The 14,153-nt window shown below is 49.2% G+C and carries 14 protein-coding genes and 1 tRNA gene; 12 read left to right on the top strand and 3 right to left on the bottom strand.

The features are described 5' to 3' along the window. Window positions 1-87: 87 nt before the first annotated feature. Window positions 88-1,083 (top strand): 2-hydroxyacid dehydrogenase, encoded by a 996-nt coding sequence (locus tag GT409_RS04730; protein WP_160627427.1) that lies wholly within the window; start codon window positions 88-90, stop codon window positions 1,081-1,083. Window positions 1,084-1,126: 43 nt separating this feature from the next. Here GT409_RS04730 and GT409_RS04725 read toward each other — a convergent pair whose 3' ends face one another. Then, complete coding sequence (locus GT409_RS04725) at window positions 1,127-2,914, bottom strand: UTP--glucose-1-phosphate uridylyltransferase (RefSeq protein WP_160627425.1); 1,788 nt, start codon at window positions 2,912-2,914, stop codon at window positions 1,127-1,129. A 150-nt stretch (window positions 2,915-3,064) separates the two neighbouring features. Here GT409_RS04725 and GT409_RS04720 point away from each other — a divergent pair. Next, window positions 3,065-3,151: transfer RNA gene (locus GT409_RS04720), tRNA-Leu, on the top strand. Window positions 3,152-3,481: 330 nt separating this feature from the next. Here GT409_RS04720 and GT409_RS04715 read toward each other — a convergent pair. Beyond that, window positions 3,482-3,871 (bottom strand): helix-turn-helix transcriptional regulator, encoded by a 390-nt coding sequence (locus GT409_RS04715; RefSeq protein WP_160627423.1) that lies wholly within the window; start codon window positions 3,869-3,871, stop codon window positions 3,482-3,484. A 93-nt stretch (window positions 3,872-3,964) separates the two neighbouring features. On the opposite strand from GT409_RS04715, the gene GT409_RS04710 reads away from it, so the two are divergent. After that, window positions 3,965-4,168 (top strand): helix-turn-helix domain-containing protein, encoded by a 204-nt coding sequence (locus tag GT409_RS04710; RefSeq protein ID WP_160627421.1) that lies wholly within the window; start codon window positions 3,965-3,967, stop codon window positions 4,166-4,168. A 20-nt stretch (window positions 4,169-4,188) separates the two neighbouring features. On the opposite strand, the gene GT409_RS04705 is transcribed toward GT409_RS04710, so the two are convergent. Next, a complete protein-coding gene (locus GT409_RS04705; protein ID WP_160627419.1) occupies window positions 4,189-5,430 on the bottom strand; it encodes an ankyrin repeat domain-containing protein in 1,242 nt (413 codons plus the stop codon). Window positions 5,431-5,471: 41 nt separating this feature from the next. Here GT409_RS04705 and GT409_RS04700 point away from each other — a divergent pair, with 41 nt between their 5' ends. From GT409_RS04700 to GT409_RS04660, 9 genes are all read left to right on the top strand, one after another. Next, window positions 5,472-7,040, top strand: coding sequence for a class I SAM-dependent DNA methyltransferase (locus GT409_RS04700; protein ID WP_160627417.1), 1,569 nt, complete (start codon window positions 5,472-5,474; stop codon window positions 7,038-7,040). After that, window positions 7,033-8,388: a restriction endonuclease subunit S gene (locus GT409_RS04695; RefSeq protein WP_160627415.1), complete on the top strand. Its 1,356-nt coding sequence runs from the start codon at window positions 7,033-7,035 to the stop codon at window positions 8,386-8,388. Before GT409_RS04700 ends, GT409_RS04695 begins: the two co-directional genes overlap by 8 nt. Next, entirely contained in the window at window positions 8,385-8,948 is a 564-nt protein-coding gene (locus GT409_RS04690; protein ID WP_160627414.1) for a hypothetical protein, read from the top strand. Before GT409_RS04695 ends, GT409_RS04690 begins: the two co-directional genes overlap by 4 nt. 85 nt (window positions 8,949-9,033) lie before the next feature. Then, a complete protein-coding gene (locus tag GT409_RS04685; protein ID WP_160627412.1) occupies window positions 9,034-9,210 on the top strand; it encodes a hypothetical protein in 177 nt (58 codons plus the stop codon). Window positions 9,211-9,215: 5 nt separating this feature from the next. Continuing rightward, window positions 9,216-9,782 carry an ABC-three component system protein gene (locus tag GT409_RS04680; protein WP_160627410.1) on the top strand — a complete coding sequence of 189 codons (567 nt, stop codon included), beginning with the start codon at window positions 9,216-9,218 and terminating at the stop codon, window positions 9,780-9,782. A gap of 52 nt (window positions 9,783-9,834) precedes the next feature. Then, a complete protein-coding gene (locus tag GT409_RS04675) occupies window positions 9,835-10,287 on the top strand; it encodes an ABC-three component system middle component 5 (protein WP_160627408.1) in 453 nt (150 codons plus the stop codon). Beyond that, window positions 10,277-12,184: an AAA family ATPase gene (locus GT409_RS04670; RefSeq protein WP_160627406.1), complete on the top strand. Its 1,908-nt coding sequence runs from the start codon at window positions 10,277-10,279 to the stop codon at window positions 12,182-12,184. The genes GT409_RS04675 and GT409_RS04670 overlap by 11 nt, the downstream gene beginning before the upstream one ends. An 11-nt stretch (window positions 12,185-12,195) precedes the next feature. Then, window positions 12,196-13,140 carry a hypothetical protein gene (locus tag GT409_RS04665; RefSeq protein WP_160627403.1) on the top strand — a complete coding sequence of 315 codons (945 nt, stop codon included), beginning with the start codon at window positions 12,196-12,198 and terminating at the stop codon, window positions 13,138-13,140. 12 nt (window positions 13,141-13,152) lie between these two features. Beyond that, complete coding sequence (locus tag GT409_RS04660; RefSeq protein WP_160627401.1) at window positions 13,153-14,139, top strand: DUF4268 domain-containing protein; 987 nt, start codon at window positions 13,153-13,155, stop codon at window positions 14,137-14,139. The last annotated feature ends 14 nt before the right edge of the window (window positions 14,140-14,153 follow it).

Raw genomic sequence — 14,153 nt, 5'->3', positions numbered from 1 at the left:
CATTGCATCGACACGCATGTTTTTCCAGCGTCTGAAATGTTGACTTTTGCGGTCGGGTATTTACCCTTTTCTTGATAGGAGAAAAAAATGAAAACAGTTGTATTCAGCACCAAACCTTATGACCGGGAATTCCTCTCGCGGGCCAACGAGTCTGTCGGGCTGGAGCTGGCATTTTTGGAATCCAGGCTTGCTCCGCAGACGGTCAAGCTCGCAGAGGGATTTGAGAGCGTCTGTGTTTTTGTGAACGATCAGCTCGATGCATCAGTGTTGATCGGCCTGAAAAAGGTTGGCGTGAAGCACGTCGCGCTGCGCTGCGCCGGGTTTAATAATGTTGATATCGCCAGTGCGGAAGAACTGGGGCTGACCGTTACGCGCGTGCCGGCTTATTCCCCGTACGCGATTGCTGAACATGCCGTGGCCCTGATGCTGACGCTCAACCGCCGGATCTACTGGGCGCACTCCCGCGTGCGCGATGGAAACTATTCGCTCGACGGCCTGCTCGGATTTGATCTGCACGGCAAAACCGTCGGGATTGTCGGAACCGGAAAAATCGGCCAATGCCTTACGGAAGCACTGCACGGATTCGGATGTAAGCTGCTCGGCGTCGATCAGTACGAAAACGAACGCTGTAAAAAGGTCGGCATGCAATACGTCTCCTTCGAGGAAATGCTGGCGCAGTCCGATATTATCAGCCTGCACTGCCCGCTGATGCCTGAAACCTATCACCTGATCGACAACGAAGCCGTTGCTCATATGAAACGCGGCGTGATGATCATCAATACCAGCCGCGGCGGACTCATTGACACCAAAGCTGTCATTGAAGGACTCAAATCCGGAAAAATCGGCTACATGGGACTCGACGTGTACGAAGAAGAGGAAGGACTCTTTTTCGAAGACAAAACCTTCGAGGTGCGCAAGGACGATGACTTTGCCCGGTTGACCACGTTCCCGAACGTCATCATCACCGGGCATCAGGCCTATTTCACCCGTGAGGCGCTGATTCGAATTGCTGAAACAACGCTCGCCAATCTCTCCGCTTTCGCCAGCGGCGAAGAACTCATTAATCAGGTCAAAGCGTCCTGAATGTAGAACGGGCGCCCCGCCCGTTCATGAGCGGGCGAGACGCTTACTCTACAATATAGTCGCCCGGCGCAGTGAATTCACAGATTTGTGCGCCGCGGTTTTCGATGCGGTAGCCGCGCAGTTTCAAATATTCCGGGGTATCAGCGCTTTCCATCTCTTCGGCGGTCAGTTTGACCAGTTCGAAACCGGCGTTGTCGACCTTCAGGTCTTTTACGGTCACTTTTGCGCCGGGGCAGGCTTTGACGACCAGGGCGGAGCCGTCGGTGATTTCGGCGTTTTCGAGCGTAATGTCTTTACCGTCGAGCACGAGCGTTCCCTGTCCGGCGATGCTTCCGCCGCTGATTTTTTCTTTCACTTCGGCAAGTGTCAGTGCAAAGGCCGGGCGCGCGATGACGCGCGGGCCGGGCGTCATTGGAATATCGAGAATCATTTCCGGTTCGGCTTCGGTGACGTCCATGCCGGCGGCCTGGAGTTTCATGCGGCCTGCCAGATAGAAGTCGGATTCAGCGGTGGCACCGGATTCCGGCGGGCCGCCCGCCGCCGCTTTGGAGGCGGCATCAATGATGTTGTTTTTATTGGCCGAAAAACTCCAGCGACGATCAAAGACGGAAACGCCGACTTTTTCGTCCGGGCCGAAGAGCTTCGGCAGATCCTGCATCATGGTTTCGAGGCGGGTCGGCTTTTTGAAAACCGTTTTCGCATCGTCGGCATACTTCGGGTTGACGAATTCAGAGATAATTCCCTGCGTCTCTTTTAGGATTTTTACGTAGGACGCGGCTTTAATGATCAGTACGTTGATGTTGCCGGGGAACATGGAGAAGCCCTGTTCGTTCGGAACGTCGCCGTCCGGGCTGACGGTTGCGCGCAGCAGCGGATCGAGCTGGTTGTATTCTACGTTGATCGTCATTTCGCTGCCGTTGCCAACGAGGCGGGCCAGTCCGCCGCAGGCCTCGCCGGGAATGCGGTTGACGGCGATGGAGTTGAAGTCGAAATCTTTTTCAGCGGAAACGCCGAGCGCGGCGGGCAGGGCGTTGAACACCTGGCCGTTGGTGTCCTGCACATAGACAAAGTGTTCGATGCCTTCGTCGGCGAGTTTGGTCGCCAGTCCGCTGGTGTGCAGCAGCATGTGAATATCGCCGTGGCCGTGCGGCTTGAGGATCAGCTCATACTTCTTTTTCAGCGCCAGCTTTCCGTCGTTGTCGGCGATGGCCGGGACGAGTTCCTGTTTCAGAATGTGCACCTGTTCTTTTTGGAGGCCGAAATAATCGTTGGCCGCGAGCGATGCGCGGGTTTTCGCGTCGGTGTCCTCGGAAACCATGATGATAAACGGAACCGGGCGCGGCGTTTCCATGCGCGCTTCCATGGCGAGCAGGTTGGCGGCGTAGTTGGCTAGATAGGAGGTCGTCTCGGTCACCTCCACCGGAATGTCGAGTTTGATGCCGTTGTAGCCGAGGCGTTCCCCGAGGCCGCCGGCGACGAGCACGATGGCGGTTTTGTCGAAGCGGGTTTTTCCGATTGCTTCGAAGTGGTCATAGGTTTCGTCAAACTGTGTCAGGTCCACCTTGGCTGGCTGGTGCGGCTCCAGTCCTTCGAACGGGTTGGCGCCTTTCTGTGCCTCAGCGAGGAGTTTCCGGGCGTTGGAAATGTATCCGGTCAGGCCGCCGGGGTAAGAATTGTCAACCCGTGCAAGAGTGGTCAGAAACGTTGTTTTGGCGTCATCATTGGTTCCGGGGGCGTCCCAGTCGGCAAAAAGATGTTCCTGCCCGGCATTCAGCAGTTTCTGGATCAGTTCCTGTTCCGTCGGGGTGTCAGTCAAAGTGGCAATGTCCATAATCCGTTCTCCAAGTAAAATGAAGCGCCACACTATCGGTAAATATGGCGCAAAATCAATTCGCGACGGGGAGTTTTTCAAACCCGGATGAATCTTAAACTTGCGCTTGAGCCGGATTGAGCCAATACTCCTCGACTTTCTGTTTTCGGTGCCCGGGTGGCGGAATCGGTAGACGCAAGGGACTTAAAATCCCTTGTCCTTTTGGACGTGCGGGTTCAAGTCCCGCCCCGGGCACCACTAAAAACAGGCGTTTTGATCAATGCCTACAGGCTTAACGCCTTAAATCACCCTTTTGCTGCGTGCCGTTCCGTGCCGTTCCGTGCCGTTCCGTGCCGTCCTGATATAAACGCGCTAAGTCCACCTTAAGCCACGAACGTCCCGGGGTCCACAGATACTGCCGTACAGGCCTAGCAGCAACTTGTTGAGAGAGGGGAGAGGAGGGGGCAGCAAGCCGCCAGCGATTACATATTGTCTTTCGAAAAAATATCAGAAATTTCAAAACGTATATCCATTTATGGAGCACAGGCAGATTGGGGCAATAAGGCTCCTCCGCAGTATGTTTTCAGCTTACGCATCGTCCTCTTCCGAGTTGTGCTTCCTGCCCTTTTCATTCCTCTGGCGCATGACTTCCAGAAAATCCTCAACATACATTTCGGTGCGGGTTGGATTAACTCTGATCAACTCCATCTCTCCAAGTCCGAAGCGGTTGGATTCAACCCAGCGGTGAAAAGTCGTGCGGCTGATTCCAAGTTTGCGCCGGGCCTCAGCGGTAGTAATACGACGTGGGGCTCCCTCGGCCAGCAGCAAGCGGAGAACCATTTTTTTGGAGACATCATCGACTCCCAGCTCTTCACATAGCGCAGTGATAACAATTTTTGCATGCCCCCGACCGTTTTTAGTGTGAACAGATGCCCAGTTGAGGTGATGTACCATTTCCATGACGTTCTGATTTGCCATACTGCCCTTTCTTTGAGTGTTGAGTCTTTTCCTTCCCAAAAACGTAGTCTTACTACGTGGAGCAGGCAAGGACTAAAACCGTAGCCTGACTACGTGATTAAGAAACAGCTAGGCCAGAAGATTTGCGCTCTTCGCAAAGAGAAAGGGATGACTCAGGAGGTGTTGGCGGAAGCGTCCAGCTACTCGGTTGAGTTTATCAGCTTTGTGGAGCGCGGAATTAATGCCCCATCCGTCGAAGGATGCGAGCGGCTGGCCACGGCTTTAGGTGTTACACTAAGCGAGCTGTTTGATTTTTAGTGGCACGCGCAAGACGCTATTCATGCGTGAAGCAACTTATTGATGGAAGGAGTTCGGGTTAGTTCGCGAATGACCTCCTTCGTTGCTACTTTATGCTTTTTTAGCAGAGAAACTACTGATTGCACCCCAGCTGCTCTTCCGCCCAGCATTGACCGCCGAGTATCTCTTATCTGCTCAAATGTGGGCGTCCACTTTGCTCCGTTTGCAAACAGAAGCCCCAGCGACTCGACGCAAAAACAGCCTTTATGTCTGGAATGTGAGGCGGCGATCATTCTTTCAGACAACATCTTGGTGGAATCTTCTGCGTTCATTGCGTTAATAAATCCCGCGTTAATGAGAGTTGTCAGCATGTGCGCTTTGTCGGACCGGCATGCTGCGTATAGAAAATTTGCCGCATATTCCTCTGAGGGCACGAGGGTCTTTATCTGCTTAAAAAACCAGTCCCACCCGTCTTGCAGGGCGATACCAATAGCTCTGCGGTCGTAGTCGGTGTATTCCGTGTAGTCTTCTGGCCCAATGTCGTAAGGGTCGGCTCCGGCCCAAAGCAATAGAGATGCCCATTTCTGGTTCTTTTTTTCGGTGTGATAGCGAAGAGCAATATTGATTTGGCGTTTCAGGTCGGGAACCTGCTTCTCATAGGTTTTATAAATACCAAGAACAGGCCGGATTTTTTTCTGAAATCCATAAGCGATAGGATTGAACTCATCTTCCAGATCGGCTCCGTGCTCAATACAGTACCGGATAATTTCAGGACTCCACGTGTGAAGGATCGTTTCCCACTGCACATCGCGCACATCCGCTCCGTGTTTTACCAGCAACTCGATTAGATCCATCCGCCTGTCATCAACGGCATGGTAGATCGCACGAAATGCCAGAGGGTCGTTGATGCTGGGCTCTACTACATTAGCTCCAGCGTCTAATAACACCTGCACCATGCAGTAGAACCCGGAGAGCATTGCATATTCAAGAGGCCCTTTTACTCGTGGTTTTTTAGGAGTGAATAAGGGCGGATTTACCGGCTTCCCGTCCCGTATCCAGTCCTGTACTTCAAAAAGGTGTCCAGACCAGACAAGGTTTAGGAATGGTTTGATGTCCTCGCGGCTGGCAAATCGTTTCATGCGGAAGGAATACTCTATGGGAACATGGCGCTCAAATGTTTTGCGGGGGATTGCCCCGCAATTGCAATGATGAGAAATGCTTAAAAAGGCTCTATCATTTCCTTCCCCTCCTTCGCTGGTTTTATTAAAAATAGGATGGCTCACGGCTTTACCGGTGAGTTTCAATACTATTTTAAGGACACGACATGGCGAAAAAGCAGACGGGGGCGAATATCGGCTTTGAAGAAAAGCTGTGGCTGGCGGCGGATAAACTGCGCGGCAGTATGGATGCCTCTGAGTACAAGCACATCATTCTCGGCCTGATCTTCTTAAAGTACATTTCTGACAAGTTTTGTGAGCAGCGCGATTGGCTGATTCAGGAAACCGGCGATCCCGATAGTGAATACCACACCCGGAATGAAAGAGACCAACTGGTCGTACTGGAAGACCGAGACGAATACGCGGCCAAAAATGTTTTCTGGGTGCCGTCAACTGCGCGCTGGGAAGTGATCCAGAAGGAAGCCAAGCGCCCCACCATTGGTCAGACCATCGATAACGCGATGGACCTGATCGAAAAGGAAAATAAATCTCTCAAAGGCATTTTGCCGAAAAATTATGCCAAGCCCGAAGTGGACAAGCGTCGCCTTGGCGAACTGATTGATTTGATCAGTACCATTGACATGATGGGGCATCACGAAGAGCAGGATTTGCTGGGGCGCATTTACGAATATTTTCTGGGCAAGTTTGCGGCGGCAGAAGGCAAGGGCGGTGGCGAATTCTATACTCCTGCCTGCGTGGTGCGCACACTGGTTGAAATGCTCGAACCGTATAAAGGCCGCATCTATGACCCCTGCTGCGGATCGGGCGGGATGTTTGTGCAATCCGAAAAATTTACCGAAGCTCACGGCGGGCAGAAAACCGACCTGTCAGTCTATGGACAGGAGTCCAACCCAACGACATGGCGACTGGCTCGCATGAACATGGCTTTGCGCGGAATCGAGTGCAATCTGGGCGACCAGTGGGCTGATACGTTTCATAACGACAAGCACCCCGACCTGAAGGCCGACTTCATTCTCGCCAACCCGCCCTTCAATATTTCCGACTGGGGCGGCGAAAAGCTCAAAGATGACAAACGGTGGACGCATGGAGTTCCGCCTGCGGGAAATGCCAACTTCGCATGGGTGCAGCACATGGTGCATCACCTGTCTCCCAGCGGAACGGCAGGCTTTGTTTTGGCCAACGGATCAATGAGTTCCAACACCGGCGGCGAAGGCGACATTCGCAAAGCACTGGTCGATGCTGATCTGGTCGATTGCATGGTTGCTTTGCCCGGTCAGTTGTTTTACTCAACACCGATTCCGGTTTGTCTTTGGTTTTTACGTCGCAAAAAGCGGCAAGGGTGCAAAGGTGAGGTTCTATTTATAGATGCTCGCAAGATGGGCGCTCCGGCGGACCGCACGCACATGGAGCTAACCAAAGATGAAATCAGTGTGCTTGCTCAGACATATCACTCATGGACAGGGCGCGACGAGTCTACAGCCTATTCGGATGTCACAGGGTTTTGTGCGGTTGTACCCACAGAAAACATTAGAAAGAACGATTATGTTTTAACACCGGGGCGTTATGTTGGTTCTGAGGCGCAAGAAGAGGAGTATGTTATTTTTGAAAACAAGATGAATGGCCTTTGCGCGGAACTTTCTCAGCTTATGGAGAAGTCCAAGGAGTGTGATCAGAGGGTTTGTCGCGCGTTAAAAAGGTGTGGTTTTGATGTCTAAGAAACAGATGTGGCGTAGTTGCTTGCTTGGCGACGTGATCAAGGAGTCCACAGTTCGGTGTGGCAAAGGGGCAACATCAGGAGTGCCTGTCTATGGGGTTGACCGGCAGGTTGGGTTAACACCCAATGCCAAATATTTATCGAGCAGCCTTGAGCGATACAAGCGGATTGCTCCGGGTATGTTTGCGTATAATCCAATGCGATTAAATATCGGCTCAATCGGATTTTGCTCTAAACGGCATTTGCACGGCCTCGTTAGTCCCGACTATGTGGTTTTCTCCTGTGATGAGAAGGAGATACTTCCAGAATATTTATACCTATTAACCGAATGTGCCTCTTGGAAGAGCTGGGCGGAATCAGCAGGGGTTGGTTCTGTTCGTGTCCGTATATATTATCGTGAGCTTGCGACACAGTCGGTATGTCTCCCGCCGGTTGAAGAGCAAAAAGCAATCGTGGATATTCTAGGGGCACTAGATGACAAGATTGAGCTGAACCGGAAAATGAATGAGACGCAGGAGGCGATGGCGCAGGCGCTTTTTAAATCGTGGTTTGTTGATTTTGATCCAGTTATCGACAACGCCCGTGCCGCCGGAAGTCCAATTCCTGAAGAGCTGGCCGAAAAGGCCGAGCGCCGTGCGAAACTGCGTCCAGCCCTTGGGGAAATTTTTTCCAATGTTCGGAAAAAATTCCCCGACAGTTTCCAACCCTCGGAACTCGGCCCGATTCCCAGAGGGTGGGATGTTTCGACGATTGGCAACCAAGTGACAATTAAGGGCGGAGGAACCCCGCGCACAAAGAATCCCGAGTTTTGGGATGGCGGGGTGCATCACTGGGCAACGCCGAAAGATATGTCAAAGCTCACAAATTTTATTCTGCTTGATACAGACCGAAAAATTACAGATGCAGGCGTTCAGTCAATTAGCTCCAAGCAGCTTCCCGAAGGGACAGTTTTAATGTCTTCTCGTGCTCCGGTCGGGTATTTGGCTATTTCAAAAATTCCGATTTCAATCAATCAGGGCTTTATTGCAATGGTTTGTGACAAGGCGCTGCCCAACACATATGTCTTGCAATGGGCCAACTCTATTATGGATGAGATTAAACAACGGGCCAGCGGCACAACGTTTGCCGAGATCAGCAAAAAGAATTTCCGGCCTATCCCCGTGCTTGTTCCATCGGGCGATGTGCTGGCCGAATACAATAAAACCGCAAGCGACTTGTACGACCGAATAACCCGAAACGTTGAACAAAATAGAACGCTTTCTGATTTGCGCGACACGTTGTTGCCGAAACTGCTTTCCGGAGAGTTGGAAATCCCAGAGGCTGAAAAGATGGTGGAGGGTGTGGCGTGAGCGACACTCCTCAATTTTTGACTTGGGTATTGAGTGCGTGGGACTTCCTCTCAAAAAATGCCATTGCTTTATGTGCTCTGTTTGTCGCTATACAGCAGGGCATTGCCACTCGCCGACATAATCGTCTTTCGGTATTGCCTGCTCTGGATATTCACACTGAAGAGAACTCCCGCAACAATCAGATAGAGTTAATTGTTCGTTTGCGGAATGCCGGGTTGGGACCTGCAATAATCTCTAGCTACGAAGTGCTGAGAGATGGTGAGGTGTGTGATTACAACAATGAGCTTATACGTGAACTGTTGAAAACTCATGGGAAAGTCAATTCTTGCAAAACATCGACGTTTGGTTCGGGGAAGGTAGTGCAGGTTGGGGAAGAGCATATTGTCTGTCAGGTTGTTGTAAGCCCAGTTGATGGAGGGCAGGAAAAAAGCAGTTTGATGAATCAGATTAAAGCCGCTCTGGATGAGTCGCTAAATCTGGTTGTGAACTACAAATCTTTTTATGGGCAGCGAATGCCGACTCTTGATACACGAAAACAGGACGGTAAGGGGATCACCTGATGATTGATAAAAGCAGTCTGTGTCCCAAGCTATTTTCCGGAATGTCGGAAATTTCAGAAGTTGAAAAGATGGTGGAGAAAATAATATGAGTGAAACTATAAAGACTATCGGTATTGCAATTGTTGCCATCATCGGCGCGCTAGGAACTGCGGGGCTAATTATCAAAGTTAACAGATTCAAAAACTCCTCGGATAACTCAAAGGTTATTCAAAAAGGAAATGCTGTTGGCGGTGATCAGGCAGGGCGTGATATTCATAAATAATGGCCATGGCTACTCAAGCAAAAAACCAAGTTGGTGGCGATCTGGCCGGGCGGGATATTGATAAGTCCGTGACAAATTACTATGAGGCTCCTAGCAGAACGCCTGAAGTGATGAGGCGTTTGATTGCGCAGTTTAAAGAGGAATATAAAAATAACCGACAGGTAACCGAGCTGATCGAACGGCTTGAACATTTTTCTTCTAATGTCGATGACGATGGTGTCGTGATTGGTCTGGAAACCAAATTGGTTGATGGTGGGTATTCCGCCTATATCGGCTATGCTAATTCTGTGAAGGAGGCATTCGCCAAGAAACTAATGAAGTACCAGTTTTATGAATCCGCCCAGCAAATTTATGCGTATGTGCTGGCGGATATATTCTCAAAATACCATACAAAGGTATACCCATTGATAAATGCAGGGAGCCCTCCTGAGGACGTTTTGGCAGCAGTTAGCGACTCGATTGTTGATCCGCTAATCGAACGGCTGGGAGAAAACGTCTTGTGTTTGTATGCAGATGAAATAAATGGGGCTCTGTATTTTTTAACCGGCAACTGCCATATCAAATGGGTTTGAAATAATGCTTCTATATCATCCTCTATATGATGCCTGTCACTGTGTGTTTCGTATGCTTCAACTACTGGAAGAAGCACCTGAAAACTCTTATGAGTTAGATAAGATGAGGATACTTGATTTTTACATGGTGTTCCCGTCGCTAATTAACGCCATGAAAATGCCGCAGTCTGCGCGCAAGTATCGAAAGCATTTCAAGTCCGTGACATCGTACGAGGACAAAGGGAATCCCAAATCACTATTTCAACGAGCGGAGCCATACCAGATGCTCGCCGTAAAATATTTGCAGGCGCTGGAAGTTATTGACGAGACTCAAATACAGCTGGGGGTTATATGCCGGACAAAAAAAGAACTCCCAAAAGAACTGAGGGATTCGATCTCTACTCGAACGCAAAGCATGCAAGACGTGGTGAAATTTTTAGTTGAAGAATTGGCTGGAGTTCAACTGTCGGGAGATGGCGGGTTGAAAGCAAGAACGAAACTGATGGAGTACCAGTATGACACCTGAGAGATGTTATTTCAGAGTTAATAAGCTTGTAGTGCTTGCTCATAAAGGGGTCGCACTGGATTTAGATTTCCATGAAGGAGTCAATATTATTCGCGGAGACAATGGTTCCGGAAAATCTTCTATTATGGATTTTCTATTCTTTTCTCTGGGCGGAGATTTTAAAAAATGGAAGCTGGAAGCGTCCCTTTGTGATACCGTGTATGTGGAGGTCTCTATTAATGGAACACCTGCGGTGCTGAGACGGTTCGTAACGAAAAAAAGCATGCAAAGCATGGAAATTTTTTGGGGGAGTTTTGCCGACCTAGAAAATGCTCCGGAAACAGATTGGAATGTATTTCCGTTTAAGCGATCTGAGAAAAAGCAAAGCTTTTCACAGGTTCTGTTTTCTGCAATTGGACTCCCTGAGGTATGGGGAGATCATGACAGTAACATTACCATGCATCAGTTGTTACGAGTGCTGTACATAGACCAGTTGTCGCATGTCCAGTCCCTTATTCGAGAAGAGCAATTCGACTCTCCCCTTACTCGCGAAACCATAGCAGAACTTTTGCTTGGTCTTTATGATAAGGATTTGTATGTAGACCAACTTGAGCATCGCAAAAAACAAAAAGAATTAGAGCAAGTACGCTCCCAGCTGAAAACATTTTCAGAGGTTTTTGCTGCGGTCGATCAGGCCGGTGAGAGTTATGAGTTTCTGGAAAGTCAGGTTGAAAACAGTAAACTACAACTTATTGAAGTCCAGGAGACAATAAACGCTCAAGAATGGGTGGAAGAGGATAGCTCATCCGAAATTGATAGTGCAGAACTAGTGGCGCAGAAGTCTACATATATTAAAAAACGGCAAGCGTTCGAAGATGCACAGGAGCAAATCAAAGTTTTGGAATTTCAACTGCTGGATTCATCTGACTTCTTGGCAGCATTGAGTGACCGTATTGCTGCCATAGATGATGCTTTGCTGGTCAAAAAAGTGCTGGCAGAAGATTTTCTGAAAATTTGCCCGGCATGTATGCAACCTGTTGAGACATCAGAGGGAGGCGACGAATGTTTCCTTTGCAAGCAACCCGTTGATAAAGAAAAAGCGAGATCAGACTTAATGCGTATGAGGCAAGAGTTGGTCTTTCAGCAGAAGGAGTCCGAGCGGTTATATGCTGATAAAAAAGACGAGTTAGAAAAGATTACGGCCTCAGTCAAAACCATAAAAGAGGAACTCGGTGTTGCGAAATCAAATTTGGAGGCATCGCTTAATTCGGTCAAAACAGTTAGGTCGGCTGAAAAAGATGCACTACATGAGCGGAAGGGAACCCTTGAGAGTCAAATAGAATCCCTGTTGTCACGGATGAAAGTTTTTCAGGTCCAACGCGACCTAGACAAAAAGAATGAACTTTTGACCGGCACCATTAGCGCCCTTGAGATCAGAATCAAGCGGGCACGGATGCGTCATGCAAGCAGGAGTATGGAGGTGTACGATGTTATCGCAAAGTACGCAAAGGTGCTTCTGGAAGCAGATCTTCCGCGAGAGGCTGAGTTCCAGCATGTAAATAATGTGCAAATTGATTTCCGATTGAATACGTTCGGGGTAAATCAGAAGAATAATTTTTCTGCCAGTTCTGTTTTCTATCTAAAAAACAGCATCCATTACGCATTGTTTTTTGCTGCTATGGAGTTGAGTTACATCCGCTACCCTCGATTGTTGCTTTGTGACAACATGGAGGACAAGGGAATGGAGCAGGCTCGAAGTCACAATTTCCAGAAGAAGATAGTTGATATGGCTTCAGAGTTTGGCGAGCCGCATCAAATTATCTTTTCTACTTCGATGATACATCCCGATCTTGAAGATTCCGCGCTGTGTGTTGGCCCTCATTTCACAGAAGCAAACAAGGCTCTGAAAAACGTATAACGGAATTTTGTATGGCCACCTATTTTTTTTCAGCCTCAGATAGCGCACACAAACAAATTACAGGGCTCTTTGATTTCGTGTGGCCGACAGCCACGGCTATGTGGAATCTCAGATGGCAAGTTGCGGGCTATCTCGATGCGATACCTAATGCAACAAACACACAATTAAAGGGCCGGTTCTCAGAGGGGGCAAATATTCATGGTGCAAATCTCCGTAGAGCCTGCATTGAGCACTCTTGGGAGGAGCAGAAAGAAAGTTTCTCTCGTTTAATTTTAACGAACATCATTGCCATTTATGAGGGATGGGTGGATGCCGTTCTGTCCGAGCTAAACGCAAGCTCGAAAGAGCGGTCTTTAGGCCTGCAGTTTCCACGTCGAGGCGCTGGCAAAAAAGACGTGACCACGGTGTTGCGAGAATTGACGCAACAAGAATCAATCGTGCTAAAAACAAACTTTTATAGTTCTTTGTGTGGCAAGCTGTCGTATTCAGACTCAAAACTAGAGGAAATGTTACTATGCTATCGTTTTTTCAAGGAGATTCGTAATTGTGAAATGCATAGCACTGGTGTCTGTACGCAAAGGTTGATCGATGCATACACTCGTTTCTCTGCTGTTGCTTCGGCAACTACCCTTGGCGTTAAAGAGGTTCCCAAACACTCGTCGCCAATTCTTGGTGCGCCGGTAGAGATAGACCTTCATGGCGTAGTGGGCTTATCCGGAATTGTTCTTAAAATGATAGCGACACTTGATGCCGAGTTGAGTCGGTCGCAAAAAGCAGAAATTGCTTTCTGTAAAAAATGGAGAACAACTCACCCTCATAGGAAAATGCTTTCTGCAAAAGAGCAGAGACGTAAATTCCAAATTGTATGGATGGTCAAAAACGCTCATTTTCCTAAGCCATCAAATACGGACTCGTTAGGAGAGTTCTTAAAACAAAACAGGTTGATTCAACTCTAAGAGGAAGGCTATATGAAGCTCGGACGATTACAGAAGGTTGAATTACGGGATGTGTGGAAGACGGAGGCGCAGCATTTTACTCCGTGGCTGGCAGGGGAAGAAAACCTCGCTCTTCTCGGTGACACCATCGGTCTGGATCTGGAACTGGAGGCGGTGGAAAAGGATGTTGGGCCGTTTCGCGCGGATATTCTCTGCAAGGACACCGGAACCAATGCATGGGTGCTGATTGAAAATCAGGTCGAACGCACCGACCACACTCATCTTGGCCAACTGCTGACTTATGCCGCCGGACTTAACACCGTAACCATAGTGTGGATTGCCAAACGCTTTACCGACGAGCACCGCGCAGCCTTGGATTGGCTCAACGAAATCACCGGCGATGAAATAAGTTTCTTCGGTCTGGAAATCGAATTGTGGCGGATCGGCGATTCCCCTATAGCTCCCAAGTTTAACGCGGTCTCTAAGCCCAACGAGTGGACAAAAGGTAAAGGCGGGACATCGACCGTTACTCAGAGTGAGAAACTGACCCCGGTCAAACAGTTGCAGCTCGAATATTGGAAACAGTTCCGTGAATATGTCCTTGAAAACAGCTCCGTTATGCGCCCTCAAAAACCGGCAGCTTGTCATTGGATGAATTTCAGTTGTGGAACCAGTAAGGCTTTTCCTGCGGCTTTATTGAATACGCAAGCCGGACTGATGTCCGTCTGCCTGCAAATCAACAATACAGATGATCGATTGGCGGTTTTCAATTTGTTGTATCAGGAGCAGCCCATTATTGAATCTGAACTGGGCGAAGTGCTGGAGTGGCAGGGAAAGCCCGACAAAAAGAACAGTCATATTGTTCTTCGCAATTCAGATTTTGATCCGAACGACAAACGGTGCTGGCCAACGGCGCATGAATGGATGCTCGAAAAACTGGAAGCATTCCGAAAGGTGTTTGGCGAGCGCATTAAAAATATGGATGTCGGTGACTGGCAACCGGAAGATGTGGAAGACTAGACCCCACGGAATAG

The organism is Tichowtungia aerotolerans, from assembly GCF_009905215.1.
Taxonomy (GTDB): domain Bacteria; phylum Verrucomicrobiota; class Kiritimatiellia; order Kiritimatiellales; family Tichowtungiaceae; genus Tichowtungia; species Tichowtungia aerotolerans.
The sequence above is the reverse complement of the archived record's forward strand: the minus strand, read 5'-3'. Positions and strand labels throughout refer to the sequence as shown.

What these genes read in the sequence shown, in the direction of transcription:
- GT409_RS04660 (WP_160627401.1), top strand. Translation starts at nt 13,153, where the DNA reads ATGAAGCTCGGACGATTACAGAAGGTTGAATTACGGGATGTGTGGAAG.
- GT409_RS04680 (WP_160627410.1), top strand. Translation starts at nt 9,216, where the DNA reads ATGGCTACTCAAGCAAAAAACCAAGTTGGTGGCGATCTGGCCGGGCGG.
- GT409_RS04695 (WP_160627415.1), top strand. Translation starts at nt 7,033, where the DNA reads ATGTCTAAGAAACAGATGTGGCGTAGTTGCTTGCTTGGCGACGTGATC.
- GT409_RS04685 (WP_160627412.1), top strand. Translation starts at nt 9,034, where the DNA reads ATGAGTGAAACTATAAAGACTATCGGTATTGCAATTGTTGCCATCATC.
- GT409_RS04725 (WP_160627425.1), bottom strand. Translation starts at nt 2,914, where the DNA reads ATGGACATTGCCACTTTGACTGACACCCCGACGGAACAGGAACTGATC.
- GT409_RS04670 (WP_160627406.1), top strand. Translation starts at nt 10,277, where the DNA reads ATGACACCTGAGAGATGTTATTTCAGAGTTAATAAGCTTGTAGTGCTT.
- GT409_RS04715 (WP_160627423.1), bottom strand. Translation starts at nt 3,871, where the DNA reads ATGGCAAATCAGAACGTCATGGAAATGGTACATCACCTCAACTGGGCA.
- GT409_RS04700 (WP_160627417.1), top strand. Translation starts at nt 5,472, where the DNA reads ATGGCGAAAAAGCAGACGGGGGCGAATATCGGCTTTGAAGAAAAGCTG.
- GT409_RS04675 (WP_160627408.1), top strand. Translation starts at nt 9,835, where the DNA reads ATGCTTCAACTACTGGAAGAAGCACCTGAAAACTCTTATGAGTTAGAT.
- GT409_RS04730 (WP_160627427.1), top strand. Translation starts at nt 88, where the DNA reads ATGAAAACAGTTGTATTCAGCACCAAACCTTATGACCGGGAATTCCTC.
- GT409_RS04665 (WP_160627403.1), top strand. Translation starts at nt 12,196, where the DNA reads ATGGCCACCTATTTTTTTTCAGCCTCAGATAGCGCACACAAACAAATT.